Source organism: Pseudarthrobacter arbutini (assembly GCF_054510915.1).
Genome location: NZ_JBTNDQ010000011.1, coordinates 87,338 through 106,696, shown reverse-complemented (window position 1 = coordinate 106,696; position 19,359 = coordinate 87,338). Strand labels below are relative to the sequence as shown.

Annotated in this window: 20 protein-coding genes; 10 read left to right on the top strand and 10 right to left on the bottom strand. The window is 65.8% G+C overall.

The window, feature by feature from the left end:
• Nucleotides 1-24: 24 nt before the first annotated feature.
• On the bottom strand, nt 25-1,377 hold the full coding sequence (locus ACX80V_RS13980) for a uracil-xanthine permease family protein (protein ID WP_485843647.1): 1,353 nt from the start codon (nt 1,375-1,377) through the stop codon (nt 25-27).
• 77 nt (nt 1,378-1,454) lie between these two features.
• Nucleotides 1,455-2,624, bottom strand: coding sequence for a serine hydrolase domain-containing protein (locus ACX80V_RS13975; protein WP_485843646.1), 1,170 nt, complete (start codon nt 2,622-2,624; stop codon nt 1,455-1,457).
• A 234-nt stretch (nt 2,625-2,858) separates the two neighbouring features.
• Between ACX80V_RS13975 and ACX80V_RS13970 the strand changes: the two genes are divergently transcribed.
• Nucleotides 2,859-3,464: a malonic semialdehyde reductase gene (locus ACX80V_RS13970; protein WP_485843645.1), complete on the top strand. Its 606-nt coding sequence runs from the start codon at nt 2,859-2,861 to the stop codon at nt 3,462-3,464.
• Between the two features lie 120 nt (nt 3,465-3,584).
• On the opposite strand, the gene pgm is transcribed toward ACX80V_RS13970, so the two are convergent.
• On the bottom strand, nt 3,585-5,243 hold the full coding sequence (gene pgm / locus ACX80V_RS13965; protein WP_485843644.1) for a phosphoglucomutase (alpha-D-glucose-1,6-bisphosphate-dependent): 1,659 nt from the start codon (nt 5,241-5,243) through the stop codon (nt 3,585-3,587).
• Nucleotides 5,244-5,531: 288 nt separating this feature from the next.
• Between pgm and ACX80V_RS13960 the strand changes: the two genes are divergently transcribed.
• On the top strand, nt 5,532-6,431 hold the full coding sequence (locus ACX80V_RS13960; RefSeq protein WP_485843643.1) for a nuclease-related domain-containing protein: 900 nt from the start codon (nt 5,532-5,534) through the stop codon (nt 6,429-6,431).
• Nucleotides 6,432-6,509: 78 nt separating this feature from the next.
• Nucleotides 6,510-7,103, top strand: coding sequence for a DUF4190 domain-containing protein (locus ACX80V_RS13955; RefSeq protein WP_485843642.1), 594 nt, complete (start codon nt 6,510-6,512; stop codon nt 7,101-7,103).
• A gap of 94 nt (nt 7,104-7,197) precedes the next feature.
• Here the strand turns inward: ACX80V_RS13955 and ACX80V_RS13950 are convergent, their stop codons facing one another.
• The 3 genes from ACX80V_RS13950 to ACX80V_RS13940 all read right to left on the bottom strand — a co-directional run bounded on the left by ACX80V_RS13950 (nt 7,198) and on the right by ACX80V_RS13940 (nt 9,676).
• A complete protein-coding gene (locus ACX80V_RS13950) occupies nt 7,198-7,401 on the bottom strand; it encodes a hypothetical protein (protein ID WP_485843641.1) in 204 nt (67 codons plus the stop codon).
• 84 nt (nt 7,402-7,485) lie between these two features.
• Entirely contained in the window at nt 7,486-8,940 is a 1,455-nt protein-coding gene (locus ACX80V_RS13945; protein WP_485843640.1) for an amidase, read from the bottom strand.
• Entirely contained in the window at nt 8,933-9,676 is a 744-nt protein-coding gene (locus ACX80V_RS13940) for a Type 1 glutamine amidotransferase-like domain-containing protein (RefSeq protein WP_485843639.1), read from the bottom strand. Before ACX80V_RS13940 ends, ACX80V_RS13945 begins: the two co-directional genes overlap by 8 nt.
• 111 nt (nt 9,677-9,787) lie before the next feature.
• Here ACX80V_RS13940 and ACX80V_RS13935 point away from each other — a divergent pair, with 111 nt between their 5' ends.
• The 3 genes from ACX80V_RS13935 to ACX80V_RS13925 all read left to right on the top strand — a co-directional run bounded on the left by ACX80V_RS13935 (nt 9,788) and on the right by ACX80V_RS13925 (nt 11,429).
• On the top strand, nt 9,788-10,114 hold the full coding sequence (locus tag ACX80V_RS13935) for a rhodanese-like domain-containing protein (RefSeq protein WP_485843638.1): 327 nt from the start codon (nt 9,788-9,790) through the stop codon (nt 10,112-10,114).
• 39 nt (nt 10,115-10,153) lie between these two features.
• Entirely contained in the window at nt 10,154-11,095 is a 942-nt protein-coding gene (pheA, locus tag ACX80V_RS13930) for a prephenate dehydratase (protein ID WP_485843637.1), read from the top strand.
• A 124-nt stretch (nt 11,096-11,219) separates the two neighbouring features.
• Entirely contained in the window at nt 11,220-11,429 is a 210-nt protein-coding gene (locus ACX80V_RS13925) for a hypothetical protein (protein WP_056347667.1), read from the top strand.
• A gap of 12 nt (nt 11,430-11,441) precedes the next feature.
• Here ACX80V_RS13925 and ACX80V_RS13920 read toward each other — a convergent pair whose 3' ends face one another.
• Nucleotides 11,442-12,500 carry a diacylglycerol/lipid kinase family protein gene (locus tag ACX80V_RS13920; protein WP_058930421.1) on the bottom strand — a complete coding sequence of 353 codons (1,059 nt, stop codon included), beginning with the start codon at nt 12,498-12,500 and terminating at the stop codon, nt 11,442-11,444.
• A 90-nt stretch (nt 12,501-12,590) separates the two neighbouring features.
• Between ACX80V_RS13920 and serS the strand changes: the two genes are divergently transcribed.
• The 4 genes from serS to ACX80V_RS13900 all read left to right on the top strand — a co-directional run bounded on the left by serS (nt 12,591) and on the right by ACX80V_RS13900 (nt 16,695).
• Nucleotides 12,591-13,871: a serine--tRNA ligase gene (gene serS / locus ACX80V_RS13915; RefSeq protein WP_485843636.1), complete on the top strand. Its 1,281-nt coding sequence runs from the start codon at nt 12,591-12,593 to the stop codon at nt 13,869-13,871.
• A gap of 595 nt (nt 13,872-14,466) precedes the next feature.
• Entirely contained in the window at nt 14,467-15,324 is an 858-nt protein-coding gene (locus tag ACX80V_RS13910; RefSeq protein ID WP_485843635.1) for an HAD family hydrolase, read from the top strand.
• 43 nt (nt 15,325-15,367) lie between these two features.
• Nucleotides 15,368-16,222 (top strand): DUF6597 domain-containing transcriptional factor, encoded by an 855-nt coding sequence (locus ACX80V_RS13905; protein ID WP_485843634.1) that lies wholly within the window; start codon nt 15,368-15,370, stop codon nt 16,220-16,222.
• An 80-nt stretch (nt 16,223-16,302) separates the two neighbouring features.
• Nucleotides 16,303-16,695: a DUF1761 domain-containing protein gene (locus ACX80V_RS13900; RefSeq protein WP_485843633.1), complete on the top strand. Its 393-nt coding sequence runs from the start codon at nt 16,303-16,305 to the stop codon at nt 16,693-16,695.
• A gap of 20 nt (nt 16,696-16,715) precedes the next feature.
• Here ACX80V_RS13900 and ACX80V_RS13895 read toward each other — a convergent pair whose 3' ends face one another.
• The 3 genes from ACX80V_RS13895 to ACX80V_RS13885 form a co-directional block, all read right to left on the bottom strand.
• Nucleotides 16,716-17,315, bottom strand: a complete 600-nt coding sequence (locus tag ACX80V_RS13895; RefSeq protein ID WP_485843632.1) for a hypothetical protein — start codon at nt 17,313-17,315, stop codon at nt 16,716-16,718.
• A gap of 89 nt (nt 17,316-17,404) precedes the next feature.
• Nucleotides 17,405-18,592 (bottom strand): ABC transporter permease, encoded by a 1,188-nt coding sequence (locus ACX80V_RS13890; RefSeq protein ID WP_485843631.1) that lies wholly within the window; start codon nt 18,590-18,592, stop codon nt 17,405-17,407.
• On the bottom strand, nt 18,589-19,359 hold the full coding sequence (locus ACX80V_RS13885; protein ID WP_485843630.1) for an ABC transporter ATP-binding protein: 771 nt from the start codon (nt 19,357-19,359) through the stop codon (nt 18,589-18,591). The genes ACX80V_RS13890 and ACX80V_RS13885 overlap by 4 nt, the downstream gene beginning before the upstream one ends.

The following is a 19,359-nucleotide window of genomic DNA, read 5'->3' as shown; positions in this document are numbered from 1 at the left end:
CAGCCGGACGCAGGTGCGGACGGGTCAGCGCTTCTTCTGCGCGCGTTTCGCTGCTGCGTTGACGGCTGCCTTGACGGCGGGAGGCAGGCCCGCCTGCTCCGCTTCCGGTTCAGCCACCGAGCCGCGGACCGTCGCGATGGCTTTCATGCCGTGGTAAATCACCAGGGCGGCGGCCGAGCCGAGGGCGATGCCCGTGAATGTCAGTTCCCCGATGGTCCACGTGTAGTCGGCAATGCCGATGATCAGGGCGACGGCGGCGGTGGTCAGGTTCACGGGGTTGGAGAAGTTCACCTTGTTCTGCACCCAGATCTTGACACCCAGGATGCCGATCATGCCGTAGAGCATGGTGGCCGCTCCGCCCAGCACGCCCGGCGGGACCGTGGCAATGAGTTCGCCGAATTTCGGCGAGAAGCTCAGCACAATGGCGAAGACGCCGGCAACCCAGTACGCCGCCGTCGAATACACCTTGGTGGCCGCCATAACGCCGATGTTCTCCGCGTACGTGGTGGTGCCGGAGCCGCCGCCGATGCCGGCGAGGACCGTGGCGGCACCGTCGGCCATCAGCGCGCGGCCGGAGACGCCGTCGAGGTTCTGGCCGGTCATGGCCGCCACGGACTTCACGTGCCCGATGTTTTCGGCCACGAGGACAAGTACCACCGGGACAAAGAGGCCAAGCACGCCCACGTGGAACTCGGGGGTCTGGAAGTGCGGGAGGCCGATCCAGGCGGCGGCTTCCATTTTTTCGTAGCTCACTTCGCCGCGCAGCATGGCCACGAGGTAGCCCACCACCACGCCCACGAGGATGCTGAGCCGGCCGACGATTCCGCGGAAGAGAACGCTGACCAGGATGATGGTGGCCAGCGTAATGACGGCGGTGACGGGGGCGGCGTCGAAGTTCATTTTCGCCGCGGGGGCCAGGTTCAGGCCGATCAGTGCCACGATGGCGCCTGTGACGATGGGCGGCATCAGCCGGTTGATCCAGCCCGCGCCGAACTTTTGCACGATCGCGCCGATCAGGGCGAGTGCGACGCCGGCGAGCACCACTCCGCCCAGCGCGCCGGGCACGCCGAACTGCTGCTGGGACGCCATGATTGGCGCGATGAACGCGAAGCTGGAGCCGAGGTAGCTGGGAACGCGGCCCTTGGTGATCACCAGGAACAGCAGCGTTCCGATGCCGGAGAAGAAGAGGGTGGTAGCCGGCGGCATGCCGGTGATGATGGGCACCAGGAAGGTAGCTCCGAACATGGCTACGACATGCTGCATGCCCACGCCGATGGTCAGGGGCCAGGCCAGCCGCTCATCCGGAGCAACCACGTGGCCGGGCTTAATCGATTTGCCGGTGCCGTGGAGCTTCCATTTCATTCCGAGCATGCTCATGGTCGGGGCCTTTCAAGGGGGCTGCCGCTGGGGCTGGGATCTTCCGGTGCAACAATACCGCGCGGCCCGGTCCTGGTTCAGCAAGTGCTGTCGAGTGCCTTCCGCGCGATCCTCAATACTTCCCAGGCCAGCTCATTGCTGGGCGCGTACGGGGTGAGGTTTAGCGGTCCAGGTGGATACGCCAGATTAATGGTCAACTGGCGCCTGGCGTCCGGGGTTGTCAGGGCCATCGTTCCGTATCCTGCCGTGTCGCCCGGGTGGCCGTAGTAGAAGCCGCCTTCGCAGGCGTCGCCCCACCGCTCGAGGCTCAGCCCGTAGCCCCCGGGCGCCAGCAGCATCTCTTTGACGGTGGCCGGCTTCAGGAGCCGCCCGTCCATGAGCGCCGCGTAGAACGTGTTCAGGTCGCCAACGGTCGAGACCAGGCCGGCCGCGGTGTCGCCGATGAGCCCGGCCAGGTACGTCGTGTCGACGCGAACGCCGTCGATGGTGATGTAGCCGTGGACCATGGTTGCGGGTGCCGGGCCGGGTCCCGTCAGGTGCGTGCCGGTCAGCTTGAGGGGATCGATAATGTCTGACCGGAAGATCTGGGCGATGGGCTGGCCGCGCAGGCGCTGCAACATGAGGCCAAGGGCAATGTAGTTCGCGTTGGCGTACAGCATGCGGTCGCCGGGCGTCAGCACCCAGGGCACGCTGGCTGTCAGGGCAAGAATTTCTTCAGCCGTGATGGGCTGCGTCAGCGCCTGCTGCAGCGTGCTCGACGTCAACTGCGGGTCGTGATAGTTGGGCATGCCGCTCGTGTGCCGCAGGAGATGCTCCACCGTGACAGGGCCTGGCGGCTTCATCAGGCTGTCGAATTCGGGGAGGTGCCTCCCCACCGGATCCTGGAGCTGGATGATGCCTTCCTCCACCAGTTTCAGGACCGAAACGGCCACCATGGATTTGGTGACGCTGGCGACGTGGACCGGGTCGGTGACCTCGGCCGGCGCCGACGTTTCAAGGCTGCGGACGCCGCCTGCCGACGAAAATGTCTCGCCGTCGATCCGCGCCTCGATCAGGACTGCCGTGGCTCCGAGGTCCAGCATCCTTTTGCTGAATTCCGCCAGGATGGTCCGGTATGTCACGGTCGCTCGGGTGACCTGCACAGGCGCCGGCGGCGCCGCTGTGCAGCCCGTCAGCACTACCGCCACGATGGCGGCCAGAACGGCGGAGAACCGGACCGGTGATGGGCGCGTCCGAGGCTCCGACATGTCTTCACGTCCCTGCTGGGGTCGGGCGGCGCAGGGAGCACGATCAGGCAGGCTGCGCCTTTACCGCCCATGTTCCTCAGGCTTTCTGGAGGGGTCAAGCCGCAATCCCGGCTCCGCTGTGCTGAACGTCACCTGCCGTATTGGGAAGAGGTCCGGCCTGCTTGAAGTTACAACTATGGAAAGCAGACCGCCGGCCCATCGTCTGCGATGGGCTGGCCCAGCGAAAGGTACGCCATGACTATTGCCCACGAAGAAGCGGTTATCGATTCGGCCGCCGTCGACGCCATTTTTGCCGAGGCCCGCACGGCCAACTCCTTCACCGGCGAGGTGACCGAGGACCAGGCCCGCGCCATCTATGAGCTCACCAAGTTCGGCCCCACGGCTTTCAACTCCCAGCCCCTCCGCGTGACCTACGTCCGATCGGACGAGGCCCGCGCCACGCTGGTCGACGCCCTGATGCCCGGCAACAAGGCCAAGACCGCCTCCGCGCCGCTGGTTGCAGTCCTCAGCTACGACACCGCCTGGGCCGAGCAGTGGGACAACTTCCTCCCCGAATACAACGCTCCGAAGGCCATGTACGACGCCGCACCGGACCTGGCAGCGTCCACCGGCAACAACAACGCCCACCTGCAGGCCGGCTACTTCATCCTGGCCGTCCGGTCCCTCGGCCTCGCCGCGGGCCCGATGACCGGAGCCGACTTCGGCGCCATTGACGCCGCGTTCTTCCCGGCCGGCGACCAGAAGAGCTTCCTGGTGGTCAACATCGGCCAGGCCGCCGCAGACGCCTGGGGCGCAGCGAAGCCCAAGTTCAGCTACGAGGACGTTGTCCGCACCGTCTAACGCTCTCCCGCACTTAATGCGGCTTTTAACACCGACGCTCTCTCACTTTCTTGAGGAAAGTGAGAGAGCGTCGGTCATTTAAGCGCATCTAGTGAGAGAGCGTTCGTGTTTCCTGGCAGGCTAGGCGATGACGCCGTCCACCAGCGCCTTGGCTTCCGCCTGGACCTGCTTGAGGTGCTCCTCGCCCTTGAAGGACTCGGCGTAGATCTTGTAGACGTCCTCAGTCCCGGACGGGCGCGCGGCGAACCAGGCGTTCTCCGTGACCACCTTGAGCCCGCCGATCGACGCGCCGTTGCCGGGCGCCTCGGTCAGCTTGGCGGTGATGGTTTCGCCGGCCAGTTCAGTTGCGGTGACGTCCGACGGCGAGAGCTTGCCGAGTGCCGCCTTCTGCTCCCGCGTGGCTGCTGCATCAATGCGCGCGTAGACGGGGGCGCCGAACTGGTCGGTCAGGCCCTTGTACAGCTGTGACGGGGACTTGCCCGTGACGGCGGTGATTTCCGAGGCCAGCAGCGCAAGCAGGATGCCGTCCTTGTCCGTGGTCCAGACGCTGCCGTCCAGCTTGTTGAAGGAGGCGCCGGCAGATTCCTCGCCGCCGAACGCGCCTTCGCCGGACAGCAGTCCCGGCACAAACCACTTGAAGCCCACAGGGACCTCAACCAGTTTGCGGCCCAGGCTTTCCGCCACACGGTCGATGATGGAGGACGAAACCAGGGTCTTGCCCACCACCGAGTCGGGGTTCCAGCCGCTGCGGTTGCGGTAGAGGTAATCGATGGCGACGGCGAGGTAATGGTTCGGGTTCATCAGGCCACCGTCGGGGGTCACTATGCCGTGCCGGTCGGCGTCGGCGTCGTTTCCGGTGGCGACGTCGAACGCGGCTGAACTGCCGCCGTCGGACATCCTGTTGATCAGGGAAGCCATAGCGAACGGTGAGGAGCAGTCCATCCGGATCTTCTCGTCCCAGTCCAGGGTCATGAACGCCCACTGGGGATCCACGGTTGGGTTCACCACGGTCAGGTCCAGGTGGTGGCGCTCGCCGATCTCGCCCCAGTAATCCACTGCAGCCCCGCCCATGGGGTCGGCGCCGATGCGGACACCGGCCTCGCGGATGGCGTTCAGGTTCAACACGGACGGGAGGTCGTCAACGTAGCTGCTGAGGAAGTCGAACTTGCCGGTGCTGTCCGCGGCGAGGGCGTCGGAGACGGGAATGCGCTTCACGCCCCGCAGGTCGTTTTCGAGGAGTTCGTTGGCGCGGTTGGCGATCCAGCCCGTGGCGTCGGAATCGGCCGGGCCGCCGTGCGGAGGGTTGTACTTGAAGCCGCCGTCTCCGGGCGGGTTGTGGCTGGGCGTGACCACAATGCCGTCCGCTTCCGGAGTGCCGGGCTGGCGGTTGTTGTTGTAGGTGAGGATGGCGTGGCTCAGTGCCGGTGTGGGGGTGTAGCCGTGCCGCGCGTCGATCAGCACGTGTACGCCGTTGGCTGCGAGAACCTCCAGGGCGGAGTTCTGCGCCGGCTCGCTGAGGGCGTGGGTGTCCTTCGCCAGGAAAAGCGGGCCGGTGATGCCCTGCCCGGCGCGGTATTCCACGATTGCCTGCGTGATCGCGACGATATGTTTTTCGTTGAACGACGCCTTGAGGCTCGAGCCGCGGTGCCCGGAAGTGCCGAACGCCACGCGCTGGCCGGGATCACCCAGATCCGGCGTGATGTCGTAATACGCGTCGAGGAGCGCAGTGATGTCAACAAGGTCCTGGGGTTGGGCAACTGTGCCCGCGCGGCTAGCCATGGCACCAGCATGCCAGACGTGGGCGGGGGTCAAAACGCGCGGTCCATAATCCGGTCCCTATGACGCGGAAAAACTTCCCGCCGGACGCTTGGCAGCAAGTAGTTAAAGCAAGTACTGGCCCCAAAAGTACCTATATACCGGCTCCCCGCGGCGCTGCTACGTTCAGAAAAACTCAGGAAAGAATGCCCGACGGCGGGGAGCGCCGCCGTCGGGCTCTGCAGTAAGTGTCTGGCACTGCAGTAAGTCGCACACTGCAGTGAGTTGGCATGCGGGAGCCAGGGGTAGGTCATGGGGGCAGGAGACGGCGCGGCCGAGCAGTCGAGGCTTGCTGCAGAACGGGTGCAGCGGCTGAAACGCCAACTCGATCAGGCCGAACGGGCCACGAAGTCGTGGGATGCCGGTGCTGTGGGCGAACAGCTCATAGCGGACAGGCTGAGCCGACTCATTCCGCACGGCTGGTACCTGCTGAACGATGTCCGCTGGCCCGGGCGGCCCAAAGCCATCCTTGACCATGTGCTGGTGGGTCCCGGCGGAGTGGTGGTGGTCGATGCCAAGAACTGGACCGGGGAGGTCCGGGTCTCCGCCGGTGTCCTGTGGCAGGGCCGTTTTGCCAGGACGCAGTCCGTGGACGGGGCACTGGCGCAGTGCGCCGCCGTTGCGTCCGTGCTGGCGCCGCCCCACCGGCGGTTCGTCCGCCCGTTGATCTGCCTCACCGGGCAGCCGGACCTCTTCGGCATCACCAATTCAGACGTCGCCGTGGCAGGGGCAGACCGCGTGGTTGCTGCCGTCCTGGCGCTGCCCCCGGTGCTGGACCAGCAGACGGTGGTGGGCCTGTATGCGCACCTCGGCGAGCAGCTCACGCAGGAATCTGCGGCGGAAAGTCCTGCGGTGAACTCGCTGTCCGTGAAGCCGCTGTCCGTGAAGCCGCTGACCGTGAAGTCACCGACCGTAGAGCCGGCGGGCGGAGGGCCGCCGGTGGCTGGGCCGCCGCGGTCCGGGCAGACCGGGGGCCGGAGCGGGCCCCGGCAGCCCGCCTATGGCACCCGCCGTGGGGCGGGCAGCGGCGGCTCGGGACGCGCCAGGAAGTCGAAGGCGCAGCACGACGCGGCCAGTGGAATGACCCGGTTGATGTTCCTGGCTGCCTTTGTGGTTTTTGCTGTCTACGTGCTGCCGTATTGGGGGCGGTAGGACTGGATGAGGGCGGCTGTAGGCCTGTAATGCAGGCGGCGGTAGGCTGGGAAGCGAAGACTTCGAATGGGGAAAATCATGACTGACCAGCCAACTCCGCGCCCTGATTCTCAAGGGTCCGGTGCGGGACCCGGCGATTCGCCGGCAGGCTACGAGCCGCCGCAGTTTGTGCCGCCCCAGGGCCCAAGCATTCCGGCGCCGCCGCCGTATGCCCAGAACCCGTACGGCCAGAATCAGTTTGGCCAGGACCAGTACAGCCAGAACCAGTACGGCCAGCCAGGCCAGTACAACCAACCGGGCGCCTACAGCCAGCCTGGCAATCCGTACGGCGCGACGTATGGCCAGCCTGCAAGCCCTTACGGCCAGGGTGCCAGCCCTTATGGCCAGCCGGCGCACGGGCAGCCCGCCTACTACGGCATGCCCGCCCAGCAGCCACAGGGCCTGAGCATCGCCAGCATGGTCCTCGGGATTTCCTCGGTCATCCTTGGCTGGCTCATGATTCCGCAGATCGCCGCAATCATCACCGGCCATCTGGCCCTCCGCCGTGAACCCTCCGGCAAAGGCATGTCCATCACCGGGCTGGTCCTGGGCTACCTTTGCCTGCTGGGTTACGGGGCGTTCTGGCTGCTCCTCATCATCGGGCTGACGTACAGCTCCACCTACGGCTACTGAGCCCCCGGTCGCAGCTGACCCCGGCTAAGAGACGCCGGGCAGCGGAAAGGCCCCCGTCAGGGGGCCTTTCTTCAGGTGAGACTGACTCGCAAAATCAGACTCTCTCGCGCCTGCGCTCAGCGGCCGGTTCCTGGGCTTCGTGGGTCCTCCGGCGACGCGGGAAGGCCCAGAAGGTGAAGTCCTGGGCCGTGTAATGCGGCTCCGGACGGTCCGGCGGTGTTTCCTGGCGCGCTTCGGGTTTCCGGTCGGCTTCCTTCTTGGCACGCCACCCGAAATCCTCCATCGATGAATAGCACATCACAGACCTCCTCATAATGACTGCCCCTTAATCGTCCTCCGGATCGGCCCCCGAGTCGACACCCTGGAGCAGTTCAAACGGCCATCAGAAGCCGAGCTGGGCCGCCACCTGGAGCAGGAGCAGTTCCGATCCCGCCGGCCCCACGAGCTGGATCCCCATCGGCAGGCCATGCGCCGGGTGCCCGCCGGTCCAGTGCACGGGAATGGTGATGGCAGGCAGGCCGCAGACATTCACCATGGAGGACCACGGGGCGAATTCGCACTGCCGGCGGTAGTCGCCGTCGGCGTCCCCGGGCCATTCTGCTGCCGGCCACGGTTCGTCGCCGTGCGTGGCGCCGGTAAACCAGCCCACGGGGCGCGGCGTCTGCGCCAGGGCCGGCATCAGCATCAGGTCCCAGCCGCCGTACTGCGTGATCGTGTCGCGTTCGAATTGCCGCAGGAACGCCAGCGATTCATTGAGTTTTGCGGCGCTGCGCTGCTGGGCCCGGCGCCTGAACGTACGGGTCAGCGGGGCCAGAAGCGCTTCGCGGTGCGGACTGATCCGGGCGGTTCCGACGGCGGCGGTCCACGCGGTGGTGAAGGCGTCCGGGTAGCGGTTGTCGTAGCGGATGGCGGCTTCGCTGACGGCGTGCCCGGCATGCTCCAGCATTTCGGTGCCCGCCTGCAGCGCGGCCAAGGCTTCGGGTTCGGGCGTGAACGGAAACGTGGCGAACCAGGGGCTGTCCAGGGTCAGGCCTATGCGCAGCGGGCGCGGTTCGTGTGCCACAGCGTCGAGATAACTGCTGTCACGGGACGGTGCCAGAGCATCCATCAGCAGGGCCGCGTCGGCTGCGCTGCGGGCCAGGGGCCCCGCAACCACCAGGCGGGCGGGGTCGCCTGAACTCTCGCCCGACGGCACCACTCCGCGGCCGGGTTTGAGTCCCACGAGGCCGCAAGCGGCGGCCGGGATGCGGACGGAACCGCCGCCGTCGGTCCCTGGCGCGAACGGAAGCAGGCCAGCGGACACCGCGGCAGCGCTGCCCCCCGAGGATCCGCCGGAACTCCGGCTCGGGGCATGCGGATTGCGCGACGGCGGTGCGATGCGGTTTTCGCTGTACGCCGTCAGTCCAAACTCCGGAACCTGCGTCTTGCCCAGTGAGACAACGCCTGCGGCCTTGAGGACTGCGGCTAACGCGCCATCGGTGGGTGCCGGTTTGTGGTCAAGTGCAGCGCTTCCGTGGGTGGTCACCACGCCGGCGACGTCGGTCAGGTCCTTGAATGCCACCGGCATGCCGTGCAGGAGCGGCAGGCCGTCCGCGCTGCCTCCGGAGTCCCGCGCGGAGTCGTTCCCGGAGTCTTTTCGGAGCTGGACGAACCGGGCATCGGCGGCGGCTGCGTCGGCCATCGCCTGATCTGCCGTGACCGTGACAAAGGCGCCCAGCAACGGGTTCTGCTCCGCGATCCGGGCCAGGAAATGGGCTGTGGCTTCCCGCGCTGAAAGCTCTCCCGCACGGAGCGCATCCCGGAGCCGAACAGCCGGCAGGTCGTGGATGTCAGCCAAGGAAGCGAGGCTCCAGGCGTCTCTCGGAAGCGGTGGTTCCATTCGCTCCACCGGCTTCCGCGGTGACGATGTAAGAGCCCTTGCCCCGTACCTCGGCAACCGCTTCCACAAGTTCCGTGCCGTGGTAGACCAGCCCCACGCCGTCGTCCGTGCAGTGCGTTTCCCCCAGTATTCCGTCAGCCACGAGCCGGTGCACCAGCGGGCGCCGCCTTTCCTCTGAGTCGTAATGGACGCCATTGGCGTACGGGAGGAAAGCCAAGCCATTGGTCACTGCACGCAGCTCCGGCCCAAACGAATCAGTGGTGCCGCCCTGGTACCAGCAGATTGATCCGGCCGAAACCCCCGCCAGCACAACTCCATGCTGCCACACGCGGTGGAGAATGCCGTCCAGCCCGTGTGCACGCCAGACGGCAAGCAGGTTCACCACGGAGCCGCCGTTCACCCACACCACGTCCTGTTCCAGCAAATGCGCCTCCGGGTCTGCGTGGTTTGGCATGGTGAAGAGGTTGAGGTGGCTGAAGTCGAAGCCCGCCAGCCGCGCGGCCTCATCCATTTCCGCATTGAACCCGCGCTGATCCCCGGCGGCCGTACCCACGTGGGTGACCCGCGGCGGCCGTCCGCTGGCTCCGGAAAGCTCGACGGCGTAGTGCAGCAGGCGGTCAAACTCCAAGCGTGTTCGAACACCTTGCCTGTAGCCTCCAGACGTGGCCAAAATGGTGGGCTGCTCAGCGGGCAAGGATCCTCCTACGGGTCTTCAACAGCGTAACTTGTCCCTGGTTTCGGGAGCGGCGCGATCGGCTGACGCTAGGCTGGAAGGAGACCCGTGATTCTCCGAAAGAGGACTCCTATGAGCGATTTTGATACCGTGCCCGTCAACGACGTCCCAGCCGACGCCGTGATTCTGGATGTCCGCGAAGACTACGAATGGGTTGCCGGACACGCTGAGGACGCTGTGCACATTCCCCTGGACCAGCTTCCGGCGCGGCTTGACGAACTGGACCCGGACCAGGACGTCTATGTCATCTGCCGCACTGGCGGACGGTCCTTCCGCGCCGCGCAATGGCTCACCGGACACGGCTATACAGCCATCAACGTGGCCGGCGGAATGGACCAGTGGCTCGAGTCCGGCAAGCCACTCGTGTCCGACAACGGCCTCAAGCCGCTCATTCTGTAGTTCAGCCCGAATCTGCGTCCCGTCACCACAGAGGAATCCATGCCCGCGACACCTGTTACGTACACCTTTCTCGGGCCTGAGGGCACGTTCACCGAGGCGGCACTTATGCAGGTTCCGGATGCCGGAGGGGCCACCCGCATCCCGGCCTCCAACGTCAACGCTGCGCTGGACATGGTCCGCGATGGCTCTGCGGACGCAGCGATGGTCCCCATTGAGAACTCGGTGGAAGGTGGGGTCACGGCCACGCTGGACGCCATTGCCGGCGGGCAGGAACTCCGAATTATCCGCGAAGTCCTGGTCCCCATCAGCTTTGTCCTGGTGGCCCGACCCGGTGTGCGAATTGATGACATCCGCCGCATTTCCACTCACGGCCATGCCTGGGCACAGTGCCGTCTCTGGGTGGATGCGAATATTCCAGGTACAGAATATGTTGCCGGCTCCTCCACGGCGGCGGCAGCGATGGGCCTCCTGGACGGCGACGCCCACTACGACGACGCCGCGATCTGTGCGCCCATTGTGGCCCAGGAGCAGCCAGGGCTGACAGTCCTGGCGGAGAACATCGGCGACAACCCGGGTGCAGTGACGCGGTTCATCCTGGTGAGCAGGCCGGGCGCACTGCCCGAACGGACCGGTGCGGACAAGACCACGGTGGTAGTCCCGCTTCCGGAAGACCGCCCGGGTGCGCTGATGGAAATTCTGGACCAGTTCGCCACGAGGGGCGTAAACCTCAGCCGGATCGAATCCCGGCCTACGGGTCAGTACCTGGGACACTATTTCTTCAGCATCGACGCGGACGGGCACATCGCGGACGCCCGTGTGGCTGATGCACTGGCTGGGCTTCACCGCATCAGCCCGGCCACCCGCTTCCTTGGCTCCTATGGACGGGCTGACGCCCAAAGCTCCAGCGTCGCGCAACACACATCTGACGAGGCATTCCGGGCGGCGCATGAATGGGTTGAGCAGATTCTGCAGGGGGAATGAACGCAGCTTGACGCCGCCCGAGGCTTCGCCCACAGCGTAGGCCAAGGTACTTCCGCGGGATAGTTACTGTGCGTATGCTTGCTTGATCCACTTGGGGGATGGCCCCTAATGAAGGGAACAGGTCATGAGTACCAGCAGCACAGACAACGACGGCCAGGGCATGATCGTCAATCCGAAGCCCACAGCCGACAACCAGGACTGGGACGGGGATGACGCTGACCGCGCCGACCGCCTGCGCTTCGAAGAGGAGCAGGCCATGATCCGTGAGCAGTCCGAGGCACGTGCCGCGAAAGCTGCTGCAGAGGCTGGAGCTGCCAAGAAGGCAACTGCCTGAGGCGGGACCGGCTCAGGCCGGTTGGCCCTTGACCCTTATCAGGAGCGAGCGCGGTTCCACGCGGACCGTGAGCTTGGTGGCCAGCCCGGACGTGTCGCCGTCGATTTGTGTGGGCATGGGCTCCGGGCACTTAATGACGATTCGGCCGGCCCGGTACATCGTCATGATGGGCAGGTTGCCCTTGTGTTTGAAGAGGATTTTCGCGTACATGGCCAGCCAGCCGATGGCGCTGCGGGGGCTCATGACAACCACATCCAGCATGCCGTCATCGATCATGGCTTCCGGGATGAAATCGATCCCGCCCGGGACCAGCCCACAGTTGGCAAAGAGGACGCTGCGGATGTTCCGGACCTGCTCAGGCTTGTCATCCAGCGCGACTGAGACCTTCCTTCGCCGGCCCGGCAGGTGACGCATTCCGGCTTCGGTATAAGCGAGCCAACCTACGGCTTTCTTTAGGCCGGCATTGGTATCAGCGAGTATTTCGGCGTCCATGCCGATCCCGGCGATCACCAGGAAAGCGTGCTCGGAAGAGTGTCCCGTGCGGGAATTCTCGATGCCCATCCGCGCGGTATCGATGTAGCGCTGGTGGCCGAAAAGCGCTGTATGCACGTTTGCGTGAAGGTCGTTGACATCCAGATCCACGTTTCGCGCCAGGAGGTTTCCCGTCCCCAGCGGAATCAGGCCCATGGCCACATCCGTGTGTGCGAGGGACTCTGCCACCACCCGCACGGTGCCGTCGCCACCGCCCACCAGAACGACGTCGGCCTTGTAGTCCAGCGCCGACCGGGCCTGGGAGTATCCCGGGTCCTCGGCGGTGGTCTCCAGGAAGAGGGGTTCGTCCCACCCAGCTGTCAAGCAGGCGCGCTGGATGGCTTCCTTCGCTTCGGGGGCACGTGCCTTGACGGGGTTGAGGATGACGACCACGCGTTGCTGGGTGAGTCCCGTTTCGTGCGCGTCTTCATGGACCGCGCTGCGGATGTGCAGGGCCTTGAGCTTCCGGACGCCCCACCAGCTGGAGACGGCGAAAGCCAGCGCCGCCGCGCTCAGGACGTAGAGAAGCCAGTCGTTCATGGTGCTTCAACAGTATCCCGGCCGCGGCGCCGCGATTCCCCCCGTCCGGCCGGGCAGTGTTGGTCCCGCCGGATTCGATACTCTTGTCTGGTGATCGACGTAAAAGACCTCAGCGAAAACCCGGACAAGTTCCGAGCCAGCCAGCGCGCCCGCGGCGCAGACGAATCAGTGGTGGACGCGATCATGGCCGCAGACTCCGCCAGGCGTGCCGCCCTGATCCGGTTTGAAAACCTCCGGGCCGAGCAGAACGTCTTCGGCAAGAAGGTGGCGCAGGCCAAGGGCGATGAGAAGAAAGCCCTGCTCGCCGAAGTCAAGGAACTGGCCAACACTGTGAAGGCCGCATCGGCCGAAGCAGACGCTGCCCAGGCCAAGCAGGACGAACTGCTGCGCAGTATCCCGAACCTTATTGAGGGCGGCGTCCCCGAGGGCGGCGAGGACGACTATGTGGTGGTCAAAACCGTTGGAACGCCTCGCGAGTTCCCCGATTTCGAGCCGAAGGACCACCTGGAAATCGGTGAGCTGATCGGCGCCATCGACATGGAGCGCGGCGCGAAAGTTTCGGGCTCACGCTTCTACTTCCTGCGCGGCGTGGGTGCACGCCTGGAGATGGCGTTGCTGCAGATGGCCATGGACCAGGCCATCGAGGCCGGCTTCGTTCCCATGATCACGCCTACCTTGGTCCGCCCCGAAACCATGCAGGGAACAGGCTTTGATGTAAAGCACGACGCCGAGATCTACCGTCTCGCCGAGGACGACCTTTACCTCGTGGGCACCTCCGAGGTTGCCTTGGCCGGCTACCACGCGGACGAGATCCTGGACCTGACGGCCGGCCCGATCCGGTTCGCCGGGCAGAGCTCCTGCTACCGCCGTGAGGCCGGCTCGCACGGCAAGGACACCCGCGGCATCATCCGTGTCCACCAGTTCAACAAGGTGGAGATGTTCGTTTACACCACGGTGGAGAAGGCCGCAGCCGAACACGAACGGCTCCTGGCGTGGGAAGAGGAGATGCTGGCCAAGTGCGAGCTCCCGTACCGCGTCATTGACACCGCCGCCGGCGACCTCGGCATGTCCGCGGCCCGCAAGTTCGACTGCGAAGCGTGGGTTCCGACGCAGGGCGCCTACCGTGAGCTGACCTCCACCTCGAACTGCACGACTTTCCAGGCCCGCCGCCTGAACATCCGCGAGCGTGTGGTCAACGACGAAGGCGTTGCCAAGGGCACCCGTGCCGTAGCCACCCTCAACGGCACGCTGGCCACCACCCGCTGGATCGTGGCCATCCTGGAGCACCATCAGAACGCCGACGGCTCGGTCAACGTCCCGGCCGCACTGCAGAAGTACCTCGGCGGCATGGAAGTTTTCCCCGTCCTCTAGATTTGGCTGATTCGCGGACAAATCCCCGTCACGTGGTCCATTCCCCCGGTAACGCGCGGGGGCATGGACCACGCGGCGGGGATTTTTGCGTACTGACTCCGGCACCTTCGAGTTTCCGCCGCAACACCTCCGGGTCGGTAACGGCTTTCCAGTCCCAACGGGCAACGGTGTAGCCGAACGCCCGCAGCCGATCCTCGCGCTTTTTCTCCGCCAGAAGCGTCTCCCGCGCGCTCCGGCGGTAGGCGCGACTCAAGCCACGGCTGCTGCCCGTGAGGGCGCGTCTGCGGCTGGCGAGGATCAGGGCTGGAGGGACGGATTCCATGGTCCGATGCTCAACTGGCAGCGAGAGCTCGGCCAGCCCCGCCTGCTCGCATGTGGATAAGTCGCAGCAGTTCCCCTCCGGGTGGGCTTTTCCCCGTGACATGCTGCCGGGGTATTGACCGCGCGGCGGGGAATCTAGGGCCAGCCAGCGGGAACGGCGTCCCGAAGGTTAACACTCACACCGGGGATAACCCTGTGAGTATTAACCGGTTGTTCATGCGCGCTGTGGCCTGCGTCCTAGCCGGTTTCAGGGGGTCTCTGGTCTACTGGATGTATGACTACATTGACTGAAACCACAGTCGCTGGCATCGATGACCAGCGGATCGCAAGCGAAAACAGCACCACCAAGTTCATGGTTGCCCTGGACGTGGACGGAACCCTGGTGGACCACGACGGCCACATGTCCGTGCCTGTCCGTGAGGCCGCCCAGGCCGTTGTCGCCGCAGGGCACGATGTCCTCATCGCCACCGGCCGCTCCCTGAACGCCACGCTGCCCATCATCGAGCAGATCGGCATCGACCGCGGCTACGCCGTCTGCTGCAACGGCGGCGTGACCCTCCGGCTGGATCCGGACCTGACCGACGGATATGAAATCATCCACAAGGCCACCTTCGATCCGGCCCCGGCGCTCCGGGCATTGCAGCAGAAGCTGCCCACTGCGAAGTATGCGCTGGAGGACGAGGATGGCAATTTCCTGTCCACGGAACGATTCCAGGACGCCAGCTTCGGCGTCGAGGCCATCGGCGTCGACTTCCAGACTCTGCTCGAAGCCACCGCCGTCCGCCTTGTGGTGTTCAGCACCGAAAACACCCCGGAAGAATTCACCGCAACCATCCAGGAGATCGGACTGGCCGGCGTCACCTATTCCGTCGGCTGGACCGCGTGGCTGGACATCGCCGCCGCCGGTGTCACAAAGGCCAGCGCGCTGGAACGGCTCCGCGGCCAGTTGGGGGCTGAACCCCACCGGACCGTGGCCATTGGCGACGGCCGGAACGACATCGAAATGCTGGGCTGGGCCGGGCGCGGAGTCGCTATGGGCCAGGCCCCGGAGGAAGTTATCGCCGCCGCGGATGAGGTCACGCTTTCGGTGCTCGACGACGGCGCCGCGCACGTGCTGCGCAGCCTCATTTAGAGCGTGGCCAGCTGCTCTGGAGCGGCAATCCTAGACTGGGACTGTGCACTTCGAGGAGTGCCCGGCGCCGCCCGGGCTGCAGCCGTTCGTCACGGGCTTCTGGTTCATCCGGGCCAGCCCCGCGGCACGCTATGAAAAGATCCTGCCCGGACCCTCGGCCCACCTGGTCCTGAACCTCTCGGATCCGTACCGGCTGATCGACCCCGCCGGTTCCGAGGGGCCGGCGCAAGAAGTCGCCGCCGGGTTTTACTCGGGACTCCAGCGCACGTACCTCATCAGTGAAAACCCCGCGCAAATTTTCAACGTGGGAGCCGTTCTCGCGCCCTTCGGCGTGGCCGCATTCACGGAGCAGCCGCCGTCGGCCCTGACCGGACGGGTACTGGATGCGGACCGGATCTTCCCTGGATTCGGCCATCTTCGTGACTCGCTGAGCCGAGGAACGGAAAGCCCGACGCCGGAGCGCGCCTTCGCGGCGCTGGAATCGTTCCTCACGGCGAGGCTCCGTCCCGGTTACCGGTGCGACGGAAGGGCGGCAGCCGCCGTCGGCCTCCTTGCCCGGGACGATATTCCGGTGGCGGACCTTTCGAGGCGACTGGGACTCAGTGCGTCCACGTTGGATCGGATCATAATGCGGGACTGCGGAACGACGCCGAAGGGGTTCTCCGACGTGTGCCGCTTCCACCGTTTCGTCACTGCGGCGGCAGCTTTGCCGCCCGGAGCGGCAGCGGGGCGGCAGCTCCTGGCCCTGGCCGATTACTACGACCAGCCCCACCTGATCCGCACTTTCCGGCGCTTCAGCGGCTTCACGCCGTCGGAATATCTGAGGATTGTCCGCGAACACGGCGCCGACTACGCCACGTTCGTGCCGGTGGAGGCACTGCCCGGCCTGAGGACCTGACACTGCGGCATTTTTACAAGACCATACGGATTTCCGCCGCTAGCATCGGGCTATCACCCCTTGAAAGGCGGATGCCCCCCATGGCCATCAACATCAACTGGCTGGCCGTGCTGCTGGCCGCCCTGGCGAGCTTCATCGTGGGAGGGCTCTGGTACTCGGTGCTCTTCGCTAAGGTATGGCAGCGCGAGGCCGGCGTGACGGATGAGCAGCTGAAGCACCGAACCGTGCGGGTATTTGTGGGATCGTTCCTGCTCGCAGCGGTGATGGCCGTGGTGCTCGCGGCGTTTATCGGCGACGGCGGTGCCGGATTCGGTGCCCTAGCCGGGTTGGCTACGGGCGCGGCCTGGGTTGCGGCTGCCCTGGGCGTCAACTACCTCTTTGAACGCCGCAGCCTCATGCTGTTCGCCATCAACGCCAGCTACAACATCGTGACGTTCACGGCGATGGGGGCGATCATCGGCGCCATGCAGTAACGGCGAGATGAAGGGATCGTTCAGCGCACCTCAAGGATGAGAGCAAGCAACCGTGCAGCAGCGGGGCGGGCAGCGTGTTCCTCGTTCCATTGGGACCGGGCCACTGCCTTGCTGACGGCCTGGGTGGTGATGTTGAGTTCCTGGGCCACCGCTTTCTGCTGTCCGCGGACGCCGGGGGTCATGAGGTCCAGCACGCGCCATTCAGCCCCGGATCTGTCCCGCACTATATGGCCCAAAAGCCGCAGCACGGCCTCGGCTTCGTGGGCGATGTCCGCCAGCGGTCCTTCCACGGCGACCGGGATGCGTTCTTTGCTGTTCCGGAGCCGGTCGACAGCGCGCCGGGCATAGATCAGGCCGTGGCCGGAGGCATCCTTGATCTGGTTGGGAAGCGGCTCGTTGACCGGCCCGACGCCCAGCCCCACGTACCAGGAGCCGCAGCGCAGGGCGATCAGGGCAGCCTCCACGGCCTGATGCGGGCAGTCCACAATGCCCTGGACTTCATCCTCCACAGACCGGTCGAAATCCAGGCGCGCGGGTATGTGCCGCAGGTCCTTCAGCAGCTGAGGGACGCGGTCGCCGTCGCGCCGGCTGTCGGTCTGGTTGATGGTCAACGTGAACATGTGAAACACAGACTACCCGCTGGCAGCTGGCTCAAGGCAAGTGGGCGACGGGTCTCCAGCACCGCCACCCCCGGGCCGGAGAGCGGGCCCTAGAAACGGATGGCGTCTATGACCTTGACGCGCACAGCCACCAGGGCCGGAATCGCTCCGGCCAGCGCTCCCACCAGCACTGCGGCACCCAGGCCAAGGAGCGCGGCCTCCACCGGGAAGGGCGGGAACTCGGTAAGCCCCGACCCAACCCTGGCCTCGATCCACGGATTCTTGACCACGGCAACGGCAATCATCACACCCACAATGCCCGCCACCGCCGTCGCCACAACAGACTCCATCATCACGCCCACAAAGATGCGTTGCGATGTTGCCCCGAAGCTGCGCCGGATGCCAATCTCCCGCACCCGGTACCTCACGGTGACCATGGAGATGTTCAGCATCCCCACGGCGCCAAGGAGCATCACCAACCCGGCAACGCCCGCCACCCCCAGCTGGACCATCGCGAAGGGATCGCCATGGCTGGCATAGTCCCTCCGCTCCACGTGGGCCTCCATGCCCGGGAATTGCTCCCGGAGGTCCGCGGAGATGGCTGCCTTGAGTGAATCGGCCTGAGTGTCCTGCACCCAGATCTCAAACTGGCTGGGGCCGCCCATGGACACCACCCCGGCACGGGCGGCGGCGTCGGTCAACATATAGGCCGACGGCGGCATCTGCGGATAGAGATCGGGAACCACCCCGATGATCACCGCAGTGGTTTTCTGCGGACCGGCCAGCGTAGCCGCCGGCTGGGTGGTGAGGTTGGGCCGTCCGGCGGCGGTGTAGAAAGCCTCGGAGACCACAAGTGCAGGGGCAAACCGTTGCTCGTCCGTGTCCGCAAACCATGATCCCTGGGACAGGTCCACACGATGGATCACGCCGTAGTCGGGGTCGACCACCTGGATCTGGGCCGACTGGACGCCTCGCGGAAACTGGAAGTCATGCTGGGTCTGCGACACGTTTGTGGAGTAGGTGATGCCGTAACGCTCGCCAATGCCGCGGTACGCCTGGCTGAGCTTTTCCGGGTCCGGCAGCGTCTGGCCGTAGACCCCGAGGGCAAGGGTCGCGGTGCGGCCGCCGCTGCGTTCCGAGGTGGCCTTGTAGCCTTCGCGGACCAGGTTGCCCATGCCCACCACCGAGGTCAGCGCAGCGACGGAGAGCGCCACACCTATCAGGGCCAGCAGGATCCGGGTCTTGTTGATGCGAAGTTCCTGCCAGGCCTCAACAATGGCCGACACGAGGCCGCTCATGACGCCACCCCGGCTGATGCTGCTGCGGAAAATCCCGCTGGAACAGTCGGGGCCATGCCCTCGGGATCCGGGTGGGCCGGGATCTCGGCGCCGGTCAGAACGCCGGATTCCAGCCGGTAGCAGGCGCTGGCAAGCGCGGCCACGTTGACGTCGTGCGTGATGGTGATCAGGGCCGAGCCGGATTCGGTCGCGACGGTATCCAGGAGCGCCATCACCGTCTGGCCGGTTTCGACGTCGAGGGCTCCGGTTGGTTCGTCCGCAAGGATAAGCCGGGGCTTCCGGACCAGGGCCCGGGCGATCGCCACGCGCTGCTGTTCGCCGCCGGAGAGCATGTTCGGCATAACGTCCGCCCGGGCACTGAGGCCCACCCGGTCCAGCATTTCCATCGCGAGCTCGCGGCGGCGCCAGAAGGCAGTACCGCGGGCATACAGCAGGGGGGTGATCACGTTGTCCAGGGCGCTGCGGCCGGGCAGCAGGTTGAACTGCTGGAACACAAATCCCACGGAAGAGCCGCGAAGCCGGGCCCTGGCGTTGCTGCTCAGGTGGGCCACAGGTTCGCCCAGGAAGCGGACCTCGCCGCTTGAGGGCAGGTCCAGCAGGCCGATCAGGTTCAGCAGGGTTGATTTTCCGCCGCCGGACCGCCCGATGATGGCGGTGTGGTCGCCGGCATGTACGGCAAGGTCCACCCCCTTGAGAATGTGCAGTTCCTGGTCGTCAGGAAGCCTGACGGTCCGGGTGACGCCCGTCAGCGAAACCAGTTCCTCCAC